The organism is Rhizomicrobium sp. (assembly GCA_037200385.1).
Classification (GTDB): Bacteria; Pseudomonadota; Alphaproteobacteria; order Micropepsales; family Micropepsaceae; genus Rhizomicrobium.
Genome location: JBBCGL010000001.1, coordinates 971692 through 987245, shown reverse-complemented (window position 1 = coordinate 987245; position 15554 = coordinate 971692). Strand labels below are relative to the sequence as shown.

General features: G+C 67.1%; 15 protein-coding genes. 12 read left to right on the top strand and 3 right to left on the bottom strand.

Features of this window, described 5'->3' with window-relative positions; translation table 11 throughout:
• The first annotated feature begins 74 nt into the window (after positions 1–74).
• From WDM91_04780 to WDM91_04770, 3 genes are read left to right on the top strand one after another with little or no spacing between them, the layout of a single operon-like run.
• On the top strand, positions 75–635 hold the full coding sequence (locus WDM91_04780; GenBank protein ID MEI9993888.1) for a flavin reductase family protein: 561 nt from the start codon (positions 75–77) through the stop codon (positions 633–635).
• Entirely contained in the window at positions 632–1117 is a 486-nt protein-coding gene (locus WDM91_04775) for a GNAT family N-acetyltransferase (GenBank protein MEI9993887.1), read from the top strand. The genes WDM91_04780 and WDM91_04775 overlap by 4 nt, the downstream gene beginning before the upstream one ends.
• Positions 1114–1410, top strand: a complete 297-nt coding sequence (locus WDM91_04770) for a putative quinol monooxygenase (protein MEI9993886.1) — start codon at positions 1114–1116, stop codon at positions 1408–1410. Before WDM91_04775 ends, WDM91_04770 begins: the two co-directional genes overlap by 4 nt.
• Before the next feature lie 43 nt (positions 1411–1453).
• Here the strand turns inward: WDM91_04770 and WDM91_04765 are convergent, their stop codons facing one another.
• Complete coding sequence (locus WDM91_04765) at positions 1454–2125, bottom strand: type II CAAX endopeptidase family protein (GenBank protein MEI9993885.1); 672 nt, start codon at positions 2123–2125, stop codon at positions 1454–1456.
• Between the two features lie 178 nt (positions 2126–2303).
• Between WDM91_04765 and WDM91_04760 the strand changes: the two genes are divergently transcribed.
• From WDM91_04760 to WDM91_04745, 4 genes are all read left to right on the top strand, one after another.
• Positions 2304–2648: a hypothetical protein gene (locus WDM91_04760; GenBank protein MEI9993884.1), complete on the top strand. Its 345-nt coding sequence runs from the start codon at positions 2304–2306 to the stop codon at positions 2646–2648.
• Between the two features lie 338 nt (positions 2649–2986).
• Positions 2987–4870 carry an acetyl-CoA carboxylase biotin carboxylase subunit gene (locus WDM91_04755; GenBank protein ID MEI9993883.1) on the top strand — a complete coding sequence of 628 codons (1884 nt, stop codon included), beginning with the start codon at positions 2987–2989 and terminating at the stop codon, positions 4868–4870.
• The gene (locus tag WDM91_04750; protein MEI9993882.1) at positions 4867–5301 is read left to right on the top strand and encodes a DUF1489 domain-containing protein; all 435 of its coding nucleotides are present in this window, start codon (positions 4867–4869) and stop codon (positions 5299–5301) included. Before WDM91_04755 ends, WDM91_04750 begins: the two co-directional genes overlap by 4 nt.
• Positions 5298–5627 (top strand): gamma-glutamylcyclotransferase family protein, encoded by a 330-nt coding sequence (locus tag WDM91_04745; GenBank protein ID MEI9993881.1) that lies wholly within the window; start codon positions 5298–5300, stop codon positions 5625–5627. Before WDM91_04750 ends, WDM91_04745 begins: the two co-directional genes overlap by 4 nt.
• Positions 5628–5795: 168 nt before the next feature.
• Here the strand turns inward: WDM91_04745 and panC are convergent, their stop codons facing one another.
• Entirely contained in the window at positions 5796–6641 is an 846-nt protein-coding gene (gene panC, locus WDM91_04740; protein MEI9993880.1) for a pantoate--beta-alanine ligase, read from the bottom strand.
• Positions 6642–6707: 66 nt separating this feature from the next.
• Between panC and putA the strand changes: the two genes are divergently transcribed.
• Entirely contained in the window at positions 6708–9824 is a 3117-nt protein-coding gene (putA, locus tag WDM91_04735; GenBank protein ID MEI9993879.1) for a bifunctional proline dehydrogenase/L-glutamate gamma-semialdehyde dehydrogenase PutA, read from the top strand.
• A gap of 6 nt (positions 9825–9830) precedes the next feature.
• Positions 9831–10271: a DnaJ domain-containing protein gene (locus WDM91_04730; protein MEI9993878.1), complete on the top strand. Its 441-nt coding sequence runs from the start codon at positions 9831–9833 to the stop codon at positions 10269–10271.
• Here WDM91_04730 and WDM91_04725 read toward each other — a convergent pair whose 3' ends face one another.
• On the bottom strand, positions 10272–11933 hold the full coding sequence (locus WDM91_04725) for a D-alanyl-D-alanine carboxypeptidase (protein MEI9993877.1): 1662 nt from the start codon (positions 11931–11933) through the stop codon (positions 10272–10274). It abuts the gene before it with no gap.
• Between the two features lie 268 nt (positions 11934–12201).
• Here WDM91_04725 and WDM91_04720 point away from each other — a divergent pair, with 268 nt between their 5' ends.
• The 3 genes from WDM91_04720 (at position 12202) to clpA (ending at position 15529) form a co-directional block, all read left to right on the top strand.
• On the top strand, positions 12202–12663 hold the full coding sequence (locus tag WDM91_04720) for a phasin family protein (protein ID MEI9993876.1): 462 nt from the start codon (positions 12202–12204) through the stop codon (positions 12661–12663).
• Positions 12664–12834: 171 nt separating this feature from the next.
• Positions 12835–13191, top strand: a complete 357-nt coding sequence (gene clpS / locus WDM91_04715) for an ATP-dependent Clp protease adapter ClpS (protein ID MEI9993875.1) — start codon at positions 12835–12837, stop codon at positions 13189–13191.
• 7 nt (positions 13192–13198) lie between these two features.
• Positions 13199–15529, top strand: a complete 2331-nt coding sequence (clpA, locus tag WDM91_04710; protein ID MEI9993874.1) for an ATP-dependent Clp protease ATP-binding subunit ClpA — start codon at positions 13199–13201, stop codon at positions 15527–15529.
• The last annotated feature ends 25 nt before the right edge of the window (positions 15530–15554 follow it).

Below are 15554 nucleotides of genomic sequence, written 5' to 3'. Positions count from 1 at the left end.
AACGCCTGGGTCCCCTTCCCCTCGCTTCGCTCGGCCGGGGATGACAATATGGATGGCGAAGGTTGTTGAAAATCATGACGCCCTCTCGCAAACATCCCCTCGTCCCCTCCAAGGTCCGCCGCTTCCTCGAGCCCGGTCCCATCATCCTCATCTCCTCCGCCCACAAGGGCGAGACCAACATCATGACCTGCGGCTGGCACATGATGCTCGGCTATGACCGCATCGGCTGCTACATCTGGAACGCCAATCACAGCCACGGCCTGATCCGCAAGTCGAAGGAATGCGTGATCAACATCCCCACCGTCGATCTCGCCGCCACCGCGGTGCGCATCGGCAATTGCTCGGGCCGCAGCGTCGACAAGTTCGCCAAATTCAAGCTTACGGCGGAGGCGGGCAGCAAGGTCTCCGCCCCGCTCATCGCGCAATGCCATGCGAACATCGAATGCCACCTCGCCGACACGCGCCTGATCGCGCGCTACGAGCTTTTCGTCTTCGACGTCGTGGCCGCCCGCGCCGCCGTCGCGCCCAAACTGCCCCGGACCATCCACTACCGCGGCGACGGCGCGTTCATGATCTCCGGCGCCGAGACCCGCAAGTGGCGCAAGCTCTTCCGCCCCGGCATGCTCGACGAATGACGCTCCGCGACGCCACGCAAGCCGACCATCCGGCCATCCTCGCCCTCAACGCTGCCTCGGTCGAGCAGCTCAGCCCGATGGACGAAGCACGCCTCGCGCTGCTTGCGTCCCAATCCGCCTATCTGCGCGTGATCGAAACCGACGGCGCCGTCGCCGCCTTCCTGATGGCCTTCCGCAAAGGCTCCGCCTATCGCGGCGCGGTGTTCCAGGCGCTGCAGTCGCGCGACAAGGACTTCCTTTACATCGACCGTGTCGTCACCGACGCGCGCCGGCGCGGGCAGGGCCTCGCGGGCCGGCTCTACGACGACATCGCCGCGTTCGCCCGTGCCGCCGGCATCGGCGCGCTGCTCTGCGAGGCCTATGTCGCCAACGACGTCTCGCGGCGTTTCCACGCGCGCCACGGCTTCCGCGAATTCGGCCGCATGGCGAGCCACGGCCGGACCGTCGCGCTGCTCGAACGCCTTCTGGAGGACCGTCCATGATCGTCGTCGCCGGCCACGTCTTCGCTTCCGAGGCGTCGCGCGCCGAGATGCTGCGCCTCAGCCTCGAGCACGTCCATCGCTCGCGCGGTGAGCCGGGCTGCCTCGAGCACGGCGTCTATGTCGACGCGGAGAATCCGCTGAAGCTGCACTTCTTCGAGCGCTGGGCCGACGAAGCCGCGATCCGCGCCCATTTCGCCGTCCGCGAAAGCCGCGCCTTCGCCAAGCGCCTGCGCGAGCTCGCCGCCGATCCGGGCCAGATGCATGTGATGACCGCCGAGCGGCTGAAGCTTTGACCCCTGCGGCTCCTCCCCGTGGCGGGGGAGGGAAGCCGGCCGCTCAGTGGTGCGGCGGCGCCGCGACGAACAGCAGGCCCGCCGCGTCGATCAGCCAATGCGCCAGGATGTTGGCCCCGAGGTCGCGCCGCCACAGATAGAGCACGGTCAGCATCAGCCCGGCACCGCCGGCGAACAGAAGCTGCGTCGGACCCCAAAAACTCAGATGGGCATAGGTGAAGACCGCGAGCGTCACCAGGCCGGCGACGATCCTGCTGCCGGTCAGTTCCTGCAGCCGTTCGATCCCATAGCCGCGGAACAGGATTTCCTCGGCGAAGGCCGCGCGCGTCACCAGCGCGACGCGATAGAGCAGGGGCAGGTTGACGATCTGCGCCATGGCCTCCGCGTTCTGCGTCAGGTGGTAGCGTTGGATGAGGAACTGGACGGCCAGCCCGACCGACGCCAGCGTCAGGACCGCGCCGCCGATGCCGAAGGCGAGGGTCTTCCAGGTCGGTCGCCGGAACCCGATCGACGACAGCGGCCGCCGCTCCACCACCAGCACATAGAGCAGGATCAGGGCGGCCAGCCCCCACCACAGGATTTCGCGGCCGACCAGCGGCGGCACGCCCGGGATCGGCGGCGCCAGCCGGATGACGCCGCTGCCCGACACGACCAACGCCAAAACCAGTCCGATCAGGATCGTCGCCCGCCGGCCCGTCGTCATGCCGTCCGCCATCCACCGCCCCCGCGTGCCAAGCCGCCATTATGCGGCCGCCGGCCGTCCTGTCACGCGACGAACCGCGCGACTCAACGCGCGATTGTATCGGGGGGGGGCGCCGGCAGCGGGTAAGGAACTTTCCCGTGCGGCCCGGCGTTATTTTGGATAACGTGTGGTTAACGATCAGGGGATGGCCATGGATCAAGTCCAGCATTTCATCAACGTCATCTGGGATTTCTTTCGCGAAGGCTTCAACCATGTGAACGCGGTCGAGGGGCTGGTCATCGCCCTGGTCGCCGCCATCATCGCGCCCGCCTGGGACCGGATCTGGGCCGTGGCCCTGGGCGCCACCATCGTCCATCTGATCGCCAATGTGCTGATTCCGGTGATCGCCAATCACACCTCCTTCCATCTGCCGCCGCTGATGGATCTGGATTACTGGCGCATGGCGCTATCGCTGTATGTCGGCTACCTGATCGTCATCGCGGTGCTGATGTTCATCAAGCGGATGTTCCTCTCGCCGCCCGCCCACGCGCACTGAAATAAAGTTCGGCGACTTATCCCCGCCCTGCCGCCGGCCGTGCCCCCGAAGGCGCGGCCGTTCGGCGTCGGGCCGGGGGGGATAAGTCGGACGTGCGCAAAAGCCAGGCCTTGAAGCTGCGGGGGCGGGGCCCACCTCACGCGCATGACCTGTGCCCGCGACACGATATTGCAGCCCTTGCGCCGCCAGCCGGCGGGCGCGCGCTCATGTCGCTTCGCGTGGCGACTTATCCCCCACGATTGCCTCGTGAAATCAGATTGTTATGCGAATAAGAGGGGAATTGAACCTCGCTTTCTGACATTTTCCCTCCGCGCCACTTTTGCTCTAAGAGCTCGCCCATGTTTCGCACCCTGCTGATCGCCAATCGCGGCGAGATCGCCTGCCGCATCCAGCGCACTGCCAAGCGCATGGGTCTCGCCACCGTCGCCGTCTATTCGGATGCCGATGCCGGCGCGCTCCATGTCGCGATGGCCGACCGGGCCGTCCGCATCGGCCCGCCGCCGCCGCGCGAATCCTATCTGCGGATCGACGCGATCCTCGCCGCCGCGAAGGAGACCGGGGCCGACGCCATCCATCCCGGCTATGGCTTCCTGTCGGAGAACGCCGAGTTCGCCGAAGCCTGCGCCGCCGCCGGCATCGTCTTCGTCGGCCCGCCGCCCGCCGCCATCCGCGCCATGGGGCTGAAGGACCGCGCCAAGGCGCTGATGCAGAAGGCCGGCGTGCCGGTGGTGCCCGGCTATCTCGGCGACGACCAGGCGCCGGCGCGGCTCGCGGACGAAGCCTCCCGCATCGGCTATCCCGTCCTGATCAAGGCGGTCGCCGGCGGCGGCGGCAAGGGCATGCGCAAGGTCGAGGAAGCGTCCGGTTTCGCCGCGGCGCTCGAAGGCGCCAGGCGCGAGGCGCAGTCCGCCTTCGCCAACGATGCCGTGCTGATCGAGAAATACGTCTCGCGCCCCCGCCACATCGAGGTCCAGGTCTTCGCCGACAACCACGGCAATGCCGTCCACCTGTTCGAGCGCGACTGCTCGCTGCAGCGCCGCCACCAGAAGGTGATCGAGGAAGCGCCGGCGCCCGGCATGAGCGAGGCGATGCGCGCCAGCATCGGCGCCGCCGCGGTGAAGGCCGCCAAGGCCGTGAATTACAGCGGCGCCGGCACCATCGAGTTCATCGCCGACGCCTCCGACGGCCTCAAGCCCGACCATATCTGGTTCATGGAGATGAACACCCGCCTCCAGGTCGAGCACCCGGTCACCGAATCCATCACCGGCACCGATCTGGTCGAGTGGCAGCTCCGCGTCGCGGCCGGCGAGCCGCTGCCCCGGACTCAGGACCAGCTCGCGATCCAGGGCCATGCCATGGAGGTCCGCCTCTACGCCGAAGACCCGCCGTCCGGCTTCCTGCCGTCCACCGGCACGCTCGAACGCCTGCATCTGCCGGAGGGCGTTCGCGTCGACACCGGGGTGCGCGAGGGCGATACCGTCACGCCCTATTACGACCCGATGATCGCCAAGGTGATCGCGCATGACGCGACCCGCGAAGGCGCCGCGGCGAAGCTGGCCGCCGCGCTCGGCGGCGCGGAGATCGCCGGCCTCAAGACCAATGCCGCGTTTTTGATCCGTATACTGACGAACGAGGCCTTCGTCGCGGCCGATATCGACACCGGCTTCATCGAGCGCCATCTGGCCGAACTCGTGCCCGCCGCGGCGCCGCCGTCCCCGGCGGTGCTCGCCGCCGCGGCACAGCTTGCGGTCGCTCCGGCGAACGACACCGGCAACGACCCCTGGAACGCGCGCGACGGATTCCGCCTCGGCGGACGGCGGACGCCGGCGGTGGATATCCTGGTCGACGGCAGGCGCGAGCGGGTCGACGCCGCGCCGTCGCCGCTCCCGGCCATCCGCCTGAAGTCCGGCGCCATCGCCGTGTTCGACCACGGCGAGACCGTCGTCGTGCAGCTCTACGATCCGTTCGAGGCCGCCGACTCCGCCGGCACGGCGTCCGATCGCGTCGTCACGCCGATGCCGGGCAAGATCGTCCAGCTCCTGGTCGCGCCCGGCGACACGGTCGCCAAGGGTCAGCCGCTCGCCGTCCTCGAGGCGATGAAGATGGAGCACACGCTGGCCGCGCCCGCCGCGGCGACGGTCGAGTCGGTGGGCGTCGCGGTCGGCGACCAGGTCGCCGACGGCACCATCGTCGTGCGCTTCGCGGCGGAGAAGGCGGCGTGACGCTGCACATCATCAAGCTCTGCGTCGGCGTCGAGACCGTCGAGGAGCTGGCGCAATGGCAGGCCGGCCGCATCCGCGACCAGAAGAAGCGCGGCGTGAAGGCGCCGCAGCTCGTCCATGTCACCCGCATGATGCCCAAGCGCAAGGACGAGGTGCTCGACGGCGGCTCGCTCTACTGGGTGATCAAGGGCCAGATCGCGGTGCGCCAGCGCCTGCTCGACATCAAGCGCGTGACGAAGAACGGCACGCCGCATTGCGGCCTGGTCTACGAGTCCAAGCTCGTGCCGGTGCAGCGCCGGGCCCATCGCGCCTTCCAGGGCTGGCGCTATTTCGATCCCAAGGACGTCCCGCCCGACGCACGCGGCGGTAAGGGCGGCGCCAATCTTCCCGAGGCGCTGCAGAAGGAACTCGTGGAGCTGGGCTTGCTGTGAGCGAACGTCTCTTCTCGTACGGCACGCTGCGCGATCCGAAGGTCCAGCGCGCCGTGTTCGGCCGGGAGGTGGCGGGCACGCCGGATGCGCTGGTCGGCTTCGTCCTCAAGCCGGTCACGATCAGCAACCGGCACTCTGCCGCCATCGCGGGTACCGATGCGCACACCATCCTCGAACCGGGCGACGGTCCGCCGATCGAAGGCCTGGCGCTGGAGCTGACGCCGGACGAATTGGCGCGGGCCGATGCTTATGAATCGGCCGAATACAAACGCGTCGCAATCCATCTGCGATCGGGACGCGATGCCTGGGTTTATGTCCGGGCGTAGAATCCACACCCAATTGTCATGGCCCGCGAATGCGGGCCACCCAGTTGGGTTCTGCACGTCGCGAGCAGGTTCGCGATATCGCATCGCGCAAATCCCAGGAGCGTGCCGCTTTCATCTGGGTGGCCCGCATTCGCGGGCCATGACAACGGGACGATGCGGTGCCGCTGCTCACACCGCCATATTGTCGATCAGCCGCGTCGCGCCGATCTTCGCCGCCGCCAGCACGCGGGCAGGGCGGTCGAGCATCTCGATGCGTTCGAGCGTCGCCGCATCGCGCACCGCGACATAGTCGACCGCATCGAATCCCGCTTCGCGCAGATCGGTGCGCGCGAAGTCCTTGACCTCCGCGACGGGATCGCCGCGCTTCAGCCGCGTGATCGCGTCCTTGAGCACCAGATTGAGCCGGGCCGCCACCTGGCGCTGCTCCGCCGAGAGATAGGCGTTGCGGGACGACATCGCGAGCCCGTCGGCCTCGCGCACGATCGGCGCACCCGCGATCTCGATCGGCAGGCCGAGATCGGCGCTCAGCCGCCGGATCACCAGCAACTGCTGGTAGTCCTTCTCGCCGAAGATCGCCATGTCGGGCATCGCGGCGATCAGCAGCTTGGCGACCACGGTCGCGACGCCGCTGAAGAAATGCGGCCGGAAATCGGTCTCGAGCCCGGTGCTCGGACCACCGATCTGAATGGCGGTGGCAAAGCCCGCCGGATACATCTCCGCCACCGACGGCGCGAAGATCAGGTCGAGCCCGACGCTCCCCAGCTTGGCGGCGTCGCTCTGCAGGTCGCGCGGATAGCGGTCGAAATCTTCATGCGGCGCGAACTGGGCGGGGTTCACAAAGATGCTCGCCACGACCTTGTCCGTCCGGCTTTGTGTCTCGCGCACCAGCGAGAGGTGGCCGTCATGCAGCGCGCCCATGGTCGGCACGAGGCCCACGCGTGCGCCGCCGTGCCGCCAGTCCGCGATCCGGCCACGAAGCGCCGCCGCCGTCGTCACGATCTCGGGTACTTTCATCACGCAAACATAGCGCGATGCCATGGCCGCGGGCTAGGATGCGCTGCGATCCAAACCGTCACAGCCATGACCTCCTCGCCGCTGCGCGACGCCATTTCCTCCGCCTATCTCGCCGACGAAGACAGCATCGTGGACCAGCGCATCGCGCAGGCGACGCTTTCGCCTGCCGAGGCCGCTCGCACCGCACGCGCCGCCGCCGATCTCGTCGACCGCATCCGCAAGGATGCCGCCAAGAGCACCGGGGTCGATGCCTTCATGCGCGAATACGCCCTGTCGAGCGAGGAGGGGGTCGCGCTGATGTGCCTCGCCGAGGCGCTGCTGCGGGTTCCCGATGCCGACACCGCCGACCGTCTGATCCGCGACAAGATCGGCGGCGCGCAATGGGATCGCCATCGCGCCAAGTCGGATTCGTTCTTCGTGAACGCCTCGACCTGGGCGCTGATGCTGACGGGACATGTCGTCCGCCTGGATGACACTGCGAAATGGGACTTCGAAGGCATCTTCCGCAAGCTCGTGGCCCGCACCGGCGAACCGGTGATCCGCCAGGCGGTGAGCTATGCGATGCGCATCCTCGGCCGCCAGTTCGTGCTCGGCCGCACCATCGGCGAGGCGATGAAGGAAGGCCGCCCGCTGGTCGAGAAGGGCTATCGTTACTCCTTCGACATGCTGGGCGAGGCCGCCTACACCAAGGCGGACGCCGCTCGCTACGCGCAGTCCTACCGCGACGCGCTGGACATGGTCGCCGCCGCGAACCCGAGAGACGCGCGCAGCATCTTCGAGCGGCCGAGCCTGTCGGTGAAGCTGTCCGCCCTGCATCCGCGCTATGAATGGGTGAACCGGTCCCGGGTCTTCGCCGAGCTCGTGCCGGTCGTGGTGTCGCTCGCGGCGCAGGCCCGCGCCGCCGACATTGCGATCACGATCGACGCCGAAGAAGCCGAACGGCTGGATCTGATGCTCGACCTGTTCGAGGCGCTCGGCGCGGCGCCGGAGCTCCGGGGCTGGAGCGGCCTCGGTCTCGCCGTCCAGGCCTATCAGAAGCGCGCGATGCCCATTCTGGCCTGGCTGATCGATCTGGCGCGACGCCAGGACCGCCGCATTCCCGTGCGCCTCGTCAAGGGCGCCTATTGGGACACCGAGATCAAGCGCGCCCAGGAACTGGGCCTGCCGGAATATCCCGTCTTCACGCGCAAGGCCGCGACGGACACGTCCTATCTCGCCTGCGCCCGTGTGATGCTCGGTGCCGGCGACGCGCTCTATCCGCAATTCGCCACCCACAATGCCCATTCCCTGGCCGCCATCGACGCGCTGGCCCGCGGCCGCCGCGATTTCGAATATCAGCGCCTCCACGGCATGGGCGAGACGCTGCACGAGATCCATCGCACGCTGGGCGGCGTCCCGACCCGCATCTATGCGCCGGTGGGAAGCCACGAAGACCTGCTCGCCTATCTCGTCCGCCGCCTGCTGGAGAACGGCGCCAACACCTCGTTCGTGAATCGCCTGGCCGACGAGGAGGCGCCGCTGTCCGAGATCATCGCCGATCCGGTGGCGCAGATCGCGACGCTCAAACCGCACCGCAATCCGCGCATCGCGCTGCCGAAGGACATCCTTGGCGAGCGCAGGAATTCGGCCGGATTCTTATGGAGCAATCCAAAGGTCACCGATCCGCTGCTGGCGGAGATCGACACGCTGTTGGCCTCGCCGCACGATGCCGCTCCACTGGTGGGGGGCGTGGCGCGCCCCGGCACGCCGTCCGATGTCCGCGACCCATCCGACCGGCGTCGTGTCGTGGGAACGGTCATCGAGGCGAGCGCCGGCGACGCGCAGGCCGCGCTCACGCAGGCCTGTGAGGCGCAGCGCGGCTGGAACGCCAAGGGCGGCAAGGTCCGCGCCGGCATCCTCTATCGGGCCGCCGACCTGTTCGAGGCCAATCGCAGCCTGCTGATGGCGCTGGCGATCCGCGAGGCGGGCAAGACCCTGCCGAACGCGCTCGGCGAAGTCCGCGAAGCGGTCGATTTCCTGCGCTACTACGCGGCGCGCGCGGCGCAGACGTTCGAAGAGCCCATCCGTCTGCCCGGCCCGACTGGCGAGTCGAACGAGTTGTCGCTGCATGGCCGCGGCGTGTTCGCCTGCATCAGCCCGTGGAATTTCCCGCTCTCGATCTTCACGGGCCAGGTTGCCGGCGCGCTTGCCGCCGGCAACGGCGTCCTCGCCAAGCCGGCCGAGCAGACCCCGCTGATCGCCGCCGCCGCGGTGGATCTGCTGCATCAGGCCGGCGTTCCGGCAGACGTGCTGCATCTTCTGCCCGGCGACGGGCCGAAGATCGGCCAGGCGCTGTTCGCCGATCCACGCCTGGCCGGCGTCGCCTTCACCGGCTCGACCGATGCGGCGCAGGCCATCAACCGCGCGCTCGCCGCGCGCAGCGGTCCCATGGCGACGCTGATCGCCGAAACCGGCGGCCAGAACGCGATGATCGTGGATTCCACGGCGCTGCCGGAGCAGGTGGCGCGCGACGCGCTCTCTTCGGCCTTCGACAGCGCCGGTCAGCGCTGCTCGGCGCTGCGCGTGCTGTTCGTGCAGGACGACGTCGCCGACAAGATGCTCAGGATCATCCTCGGCGCGATGGACGAATTGAAGCTCGGCGATCCGCTGCGGCTCGATACCGATGTCGGTCCGGTGATCGACGAGGCGGCGCGCGAAATGCTGGAACGGCACGCGGCGCAGATGACCCGCGACGCCAAATTGCTGCGCAAGCTGTCCGTTCCGCCCGAACTCGCGAGCGGCGTCTTCTTCGCACCGCACGCCTTCGAGATCGCCAGCCTCGCCCAGCTCACCCATGAGGTGTTCGGCCCCGTGCTGCACGTCCTGCGCTATTCGGCCGACAGCCTCGGCAAGGTCTGCGAGGCGATCAACGCCACCGGCTTCGGCCTGACGCTCGGCATCCACAGCCGCATCGAGGAGACCGCGGCCTTCATCCGCGAGCGGGTCCATGCCGGCAACATCTATGTGAACCGCAACCAGATCGGCGCCGTGGTCGGCGTCCAGCCCTTCGGCGGCGAAGGGCTTTCCGGGACCGGTCCGAAGGCGGGCGGACCGAACTATCTCCAGCGCTTTGCGCTGGAGCGGACCTATACGGTGAACACGACGGCAGCCGGCGGAAATGCCGCCCTGCTGAGCGCGGGTTAGGCGGCGATGGGCGCGATCATTGCGGGCGCGGCCGCGCTCGTCGTCCTGCTTCTGCTCATCCGCATCTATGTCGGCGCCGATCCCAAGGCGATGGCCGGCACCTTCCGCCATGTGGCCGTGACCATCCTTGGTCTCGCCGCGATCGGATTGCTGCTGACGGGCCGGGCGATCAGCGCGATTTTCCTGCTGGCGCTCGCCTGGGGTCTGTTCAGCGGCGGCCGGCTCTGGCCCGTCTCCTGGATGCCAGCGCGAGATCCCGCGACTCGCCGCGGAACGATGACGCGCGCAGAAGCGCTGGCCGTGCTCGGTCTCGAGGAAGGCGCCACGGAGGACGACATCAAGGCGGCCTATCTCCGCCTGATCCAGCAGAACCATCCCGATCGCGGCGGATCGAACTACCTCGCCGCGAAGATCAACGAAGCGAAGGACGTTCTGCTCGGCGCATGATCAGCGCGCCGAGGCCAGCACCGTGAAGCAGGTTTGGCCGCGCTGCGTCAGTCGCGAGCAGACCTCGCGCGCCTCGCGCTCCACGAACGGTCCGAACCGGGCGCGATACAGCATGTGCCCGTCGACGCCGGTGAACGGAATGACGATGCGGGCCGCCTGGCCGAGGATATCCATCGACTTCTCGGCATAGGACGCGAGCTGGCCGCGCGCCTGGTTCATGTCCGCGAAGGCGCCGATCTGGATCGTCCAGGCCTTCGGGCCCATCGGCACCGGCGTGCCGGAATCGCCGATATCGCCCTCGCCGACGTCATTGCGCAGTCGCGGCTTGACCACGGGCTTGGCGGTCGGCAGCAGCGCCGCGACCTGGCGCGGCTTGGCGATCGGCGTGATCGCCGGAGCGGCTGCCGCGACGATCGCCTCCGGAGGCTTCGGCCGCGGCCGCGGCACATTCGCCATCCGGATCGGCGCGGGCACCGGAACGGCGCGCGGCGCCGGGGGAGGGGCCACATGCGGCTGAGGCGCCTGGGGCGGCGTGAAGGCCGGTGCCGGAGCCGCCTGGGCCACAACCGTGGTGGGTTTGGGCGGCGGTGGCGCGGCGATCACGTTGGTATCGTCGCTTCCGTCGTCGGTGGCGGCAGCCTCGGCCGCCTCTTCGTCGTCGCCGGGCGCGGGCGCGACGTCCATGCTCGCGATGACCGGCGGCGCGTTCACGGCGACATTGCGCCAAGGCACGCCCGCATGGGCCACCAGCGCGGGATTGCGGCCGATCTGCCCAAAGGCATCGTCGAGCAGATGGACCATCTCGAGGTCGCGGCGATGCGCGGTCCGGCCGCCCATCACCACGCCGATCACATGCGCTCCGTTGCGCACGACAGAAGAGACGAGGTTGAAGCCCGACATCCCCGTATAGCCGGTCTTGATGCCGTCGGCGCCGTCATAGCGTCCGATCAGGTTGTCGTGCGTGACATAGGTCACGCCGCGGAAGGTGAAGGCCGGTGTCGCGAAATACGGGAAATATTGCGGGAAATCGTAGGCTAGGTGGCGCGCCAGGACGAGAAGGTCGGCCGCCGTCGTGATCTGCAGCTGGTCCGGCAGGCCGGACGCATTGTGATAGAATGTGTCCTTCATGCCGAGCTGGCGCGCCTTGGCCGTCATCAGCTCGGCGAAATGGCCCTCCGTGCCGCCCAGCGACTCGGCGATGGCGACCGCGACGTCGTTCGCCGAGCGGACCACGATCGCCTTGATCGCGGTTTCGACCGGGATCATGTCCCCGCCATAGAGATGCAGGTTCGTCGCATGCTGGCTGGCGGCATGCTCGGACACGCGCAGCATGGTCTGCATCGTGACGTCGCCGCGTTTCAGCGCCTCGAACAACAGGTAAAGCGTCATCATCTTCGTCAGCGACGCGGGATGGCGCTCCGCATAGGCGTTGCGGGCGTAAATCACCCGGCCGGTCTCGCCATCCGCGATCAGCGCCGCGTCCTTGGCAGGATCGGTCGGACCTACGGCGATCGGGATGCGCGCACGCCCATGCCCGCCCCGGTGGTGATGCCCCCGGGCGTCGGCAGAAGACGTGCCTGCCGCGAGGGCAAGGCCGATAAGTCCCGCTACGAACAGCGTTCGCACGAGCACGCCGAATCCGGCGCGCGGCTGTCCAAACATCACAGCCCCATTTGTCGTCGTTGGCGCCCCAAACAGATTCGATAAGACCAAATTGGGGCTCCCACCGCAAGCAGTCGAATTGACGATATAAAACCGGCATTTACGAAGTGTTAACGGTGCTGGCGAACGTGCTTAATGAATTTTTTGGTGCGGCGCAGCATAACCCTTGACAGTAGCGGTATTGCGCCGCATATAGGTCATGTTGCACCGCAACAAGGCCGCTGGCCGCGGAGACGGTGCGCCATGAACTTTACGAGGAGTAATCATTATGGCGAAAGCAAAGACGGCCGGCGAGAAGCTCAACGGCACGACCGAAACCATCGAAACCGCGTTCAAGACCGGCACCGAGGCGCTCAAGGCGAACTTCGACAAGGCCGTGAAGGGTTATGACCAGTTCCTGGGCTTCCAGAAGGACACGGTCGAGGCTTATGTGAAGGCCGCGAACGTCGCCGGCAAGGGCGCCGAGACGCTGCACAACGAAATCTACAGCTTTTCCAAGGCTTCGATCGAAGGCACGATCGCCAACACCAAGGCCCTGATGGCGTCGAAGTCCGCGCATGAGGCATTCGAACTGCAGACCGGCTTTGCCAAGTCGGCGTTCGAATCCTATGTCAACGAGCTCACCAAGCTCGGCGAGCTTTTCGTGGCGACGTCCAAGGAAAGCCTCGAACCGATCCAGGGCCGCGTCCAGGCCTGGGTCGAGGTCGTTCAGAGCGCGCGCGCAGCCTGATCCGCCGCCTGCCGAATGCGTCGAAGGGCCTGGGAGCGATCCCGGGCCCTTCTGCTTTGTCCCGGCTCGCGCGGCAGTAACCGCGCTGGCGTTAGGTCTATATCGGGGCTTTGCTCGGCCCTCTTATGGAATAGGATGGGCATCACCATATTGATTGAATGAAGCACCGAGATGAAAGACGGACGTGACGGGCGCGGCCAGGGTGGCCAGGGAACTCGCGACGGTGACGGCGGCACCGGCACGGGGATCGTCACCAAGACGCGACCCAAGACCAAGAAGCCGAGCATGTACAAAGTGCTCCTGCTCAACGACGACTACACCCCAATGGAGTTCGTCGTTCACATTTTGGAGAAGATCTTCAACAAGAACCGCGAGCAGGCGGTCGAGATCATGCTTCACGTCCATCGCCACGGAGTCGGCATCTGCGGCGTTTTCACCTACGATGTGGCCGAGACCAAGGTCGCGCAGGTCATTGAATTCGCGCGGCGTCACCAGCATCCTCTGCAATGCACGATGGAGAAGGAGTAGCGACTAGATGCCCTCACTCTCGCGAAGCCTCGAACAAGCGTTACACCGCGCGATCAAGCTCGCGAGCGACCGGCATCACGAGTACGCGACGCCGGAGCATCTCCTGCTCGCCCTGATGGACGACACCGATGCGGCACAGGTCATGAAGGCCTGCAATGTCGACATCGAGGCGTTGCGCAAGACCGTGCAGAAATACGTCGACGAAGAGCTGATGACCCTGGTCATCGAGGATGGCGAGGATGCCAAGCCCACGACCGGCTTCCAGCGCGTCGTGCAGCGCGCCGTGCTCCACGTCCAGAATTCCGGCCGCGAGGAAGTCACCGGCGCGAACGTGCTGGTCGCGCTGTTCACCGAGCGCGAGAGCCACGCCGTCTATTTCCTGCAAGAGCAGAACATGACGCGGCTCGACGCGGTCTCCTACATGAGCCACGGCATCGCCAAGCGCCCGGGCATGAGCCAGCAGAAGGCCGCCAAGGGCGCCGAGGAAGAGGGCGAGGACGGCGAGCCCAAGAACAAGCAGGGCACCGAGGCGCTCGAAGCCTATTGCGTGAACCTCAACGAGAAGGCCAAGGCCGGCCGCGTCGATCCCCTGATCGGCCGCATGGCGGAGGTCGACCGCACCATCCAGATCCTGTGCCGCCGCCAGAAGAACAACCCGCTGTTCGTCGGCGATCCCGGCGTCGGCAAGACCGCGATCGCCGAAGGGCTCGCGCGCAAGATCGTCAAGGGTGAAGTGCCCGAGGTCCTGAAGAACAGCGTCATCTATTCGCTCGACATGGGCTCGCTGATCGCCGGCACGCGCTATCGCGGCGATTTCGAGGAGCGCCTGAAATCGGTGGTGAAGGAGCTGGAGGCGCTGAAGGGCGCGATCCTCTTCATCGACGAGATTCACACCGTGATCGGCGCCGGCGCGACCTCGGGCGGCGCGATGGACGCGTCCAACCTGCTGAAGCCCGCCTTGCAGCAGGGTTCGCTGCGCTGCATCGGCTCGACCACCTACAAGGAATACCGCCAGTATTTCGAAAAGGACCGCGCCCTGGTGCGGCGCTTCCAGAAGATCGACGTCGTCGAGCCGACGCTGCCCGACACGATCAAGATCATGATGGGCATCAAGCCCTATTACGAGGAGTTTCATAAGGTTCGCTACACCGTCGACGCCATCAAGGCGGCGGTGGAGCTTTCGGCGAAATACATCAACGACCGCAAGCTGCCCGACAAGGCGATCGACGTGATCGACGAGGTCGGCGCCTCGCAGATGCTGCTGCCCGAGTCGCGGCGCAAGAAGGTCATCGGCGTCAAGGAGGTCGAGGACGTCATCGCGACGATGGCGCGGATTCCTCCAAAGTCGGTGTCGAAGGACGATACCGAGGCGCTGCGCACGCTGGAGGCGGATCTCAGACAGGCGGTGTTCGGCCAGGACGCGGCGCTGCATGCGCTGGCGAGCGCCATCAAGCTCGCCCGCGCCGGCCTGCGCGCGCCGGAGAAGCCGATCGGCTCCTACCTGTTCTCCGGCCCGACCGGCGTCGGCAAGACCGAGGCCGCCAAGCAGCTCGCCAAGACGCTGGGCGTCGAACTGCTGCGCTTCGACATGTCGGAATACATGGAGCGCCACACGGTGAGCCGTCTGATCGGCGCCCCGCCGGGCTATGTCGGCTTCGACCAGGGCGGATTGCTGACCGACGGCGTCGACCAGCATCCGCATTGCGTGCTGCTGCTCGACGAGGTGGAGAAGGCCCATCCCGACCTGTTCAACATCCTCCTGCAGGTGATGGATCACGGCAAGCTGACCGACCACAACGGCAAGAAGATCGACTTCCGCAACGTGGTGCTGATCATGACCACCAATGCGGGCGCGTCGGATGCCGCCAAGGACGCCATCGGCTTCGGCCGCGGCAAGCGCGTCGGCGAGGACGACGAGGCGATCAAGAAGCTGTTCACGCCGGAATTCCGCAACCGGCTCGATGCGATCATCACCTTCGCGTCGCTGACCCGCGAGACCATCGACCATGTGGTCGAGAAGTTCGTGCTCGAGCTCGAGGCGCAGCTGGTCGACCGCGACGTGACCTTCGATCTCACGCCGGAAGCGACCCGCTGGCTGGGCGAGAAGGGCTATGACGACGCGTTCGGCGCGCGCCCCCTTGCGCGCGTGATCCAGGAGAACCTCAAGAAGCCGCTGGCCGACGAGATCCTGTTCGGCAAGCTCAAGGACGGCGGCACGGTGCGCGTCCTGCTCGACCGCGACGCCGACAAGCTCGCCTTCGAGTTCATCACCGAAAGCGGCAAGAAGCCCAAGGCCCTGCCGCCGCCGAAGAAGCCCAAGGCGGAAGAGAGCGTCTAGGCGTCCCGCGGATTTACGGTCGATA